Raw genomic sequence first — 1,757 nt, 5'->3', positions numbered from 1 at the left:
GTAATATTTCCGCTCACCGGCTACAGAGAGTTCTGCTGCTTCTGCTCTCTTTTTCTCCTTTTTGTACAAATTCCAAAGAACAATTACTAACAGAACCAACAATAGAAAGAACAGAAAAGATATTTCTCGTTCCTTTATATATCCCAATATCATACTCATTCAAAATCTGCCCCATTTATAAAATATTTAGCTATTTTCATTGAAATGTCCAACTATCCATTTATATGGTATCACAAGATAATGCAAAACTCAATATTTGACATTTTCTGATTTGCGAAGCAAAACTGATGTTCTCGAAGGGCAGCCGAGCAATAGAACCCCTATATGCCCTATTTCCTAATCACACTAATACAGGTGCCGAGACAGTCTACTTCATCCATTCGCCGAAGCAACATATCTTTCCCTCTTCCATTCAGGCATTTTAAACAGTACATTTCTCCTTCCATTTTAAAATAGCGGAAATAAGCTTTCATTCCATCTGTAAATACGGCACATTCTCCTAATTCAGGGAAACGATTCTCTAATAATATCCTGTCTCCTTTACAATATGCAGGAGCAAAGTTATTATTAGTAATCTCAATAGCCAGATAAACCTTTTTAATCATTGTGTATTCGTCTTCTACCGTACAGCTATTGTAATCAATACCATCTCCAATACGGCCTACTGGAATAAAACATGGGATTCTGTGTTTCATTTTACGCAAATTCAATCTTTCTTTTCTTGCTGCCTTACATTCAAGCCGGGCAACTAAACGAATAATTGCCTTTCCATGATTCCCACACTCTCTATAATTTTCAAGAAGTTCTTCCTCTATGCCCTCCTGTCCTTCTGAATTCTCCGCCTCTTCCTCTGTCGTACTCATATCTTTTAATAAATACTCAACGGTAACTTCAAGCGCACTTGCTAATTGAAAAGCAGTCGATACTTTTGGATCTTTTACTTTTCTATAATAAATATTACGCAATGTCTCAAATGGAACTCCAGAAAGTTCCGCCAAATCCGTAAGGGATATATCCCTCTCAATCATTAATTCTCGAATCTTATCACTGAACATCTTGTCTCCCACGGGTCATTACTGACATAACTTTTTAAAAACTTTTATAATTGTTATGTTATTCCTAATATTTTATTATGTCAATATACATATTAAAATGTAAAAGATAACAAAAAGGAAGGGGATATAATATATGTCTAACGTTTTTATTGATTTTGCGGGAATTTTCCATGTTAAAGATGACCTTTTCAGATTTATCGACACTATGGAAGATCATCAAAAAGTACTTATTTTTACTATAAACAGTGAAAATGATTTTAAAAATGTTTTACGCATCGAAACCTCAGGAATTCAAAAACTTTTGATGCAAATCGGAATTCCCGCTAATATGCTTGGTTTTTCTTACATAGTAACCGCATTAGAACTTATCGCACTTGATCCTGATTATTTAAACAACATTACAAAAGGGTTATATGTCGATGTTGCTAAAAAATGTTCGAGTACAGCCGCCCGGGTCGAACGAAACATTCGGCATGCGATTGAAATTGGATTTTTAAAAGGTGATTTAGAAGAGATTGAGAAAATTTTTCATTGCTCCTCTTATTCAGATAAAGGAGCTCCAACGAATTCTAAGTTCCTTGCGGAGGTTTATTATTATATGGTGAATAATGAATTGTAGTTTACTGCTCCATTCGGTAAGCAAATGGCTAAACAGACGAATCCATGAAATAAAATAATCCATATCTGCGACTAAAGTCACAG

The 1,757-nt window shown here is 34.7% G+C and carries 2 protein-coding genes; one reads left to right on the top strand and one right to left on the bottom strand.

Annotated features, from left to right (window positions below; all coding sequences use genetic code 11):
• Positions 1-329: 329 nt before the first annotated feature.
• The gene (locus tag EUBHAL_RS13675; RefSeq protein WP_005351298.1) at positions 330-1,055 is read right to left on the bottom strand and encodes a helix-turn-helix domain-containing protein; all 726 of its coding nucleotides are present in this window, start codon (positions 1,053-1,055) and stop codon (positions 330-332) included.
• 133 nt (positions 1,056-1,188) lie between these two features.
• Between EUBHAL_RS13675 and EUBHAL_RS13670 the strand changes: the two genes are divergently transcribed.
• Complete coding sequence (locus EUBHAL_RS13670) at positions 1,189-1,674, top strand: sporulation initiation factor Spo0A C-terminal domain-containing protein (RefSeq protein WP_005351295.1); 486 nt, start codon at positions 1,189-1,191, stop codon at positions 1,672-1,674.
• The last annotated feature ends 83 nt before the right edge of the window (positions 1,675-1,757 follow it).

This window comes from Anaerobutyricum hallii DSM 3353 (genome assembly GCF_000173975.1).
GTDB classification, from domain to species: domain Bacteria; phylum Bacillota; class Clostridia; order Lachnospirales; family Lachnospiraceae; genus Anaerobutyricum; species Anaerobutyricum hallii.
Note: the sequence above shows the minus strand (reverse complement) of the source record. Positions and strands in the feature narration are given on the sequence as shown.

What these genes read in the sequence shown, in the direction of transcription:
- EUBHAL_RS13675 (WP_005351298.1), bottom strand. Translation starts at nt 1,055, where the DNA reads ATGTTCAGTGATAAGATTCGAGAATTAATGATTGAGAGGGATATATCC.
- EUBHAL_RS13670 (WP_005351295.1), top strand. Translation starts at nt 1,189, where the DNA reads ATGTCTAACGTTTTTATTGATTTTGCGGGAATTTTCCATGTTAAAGAT.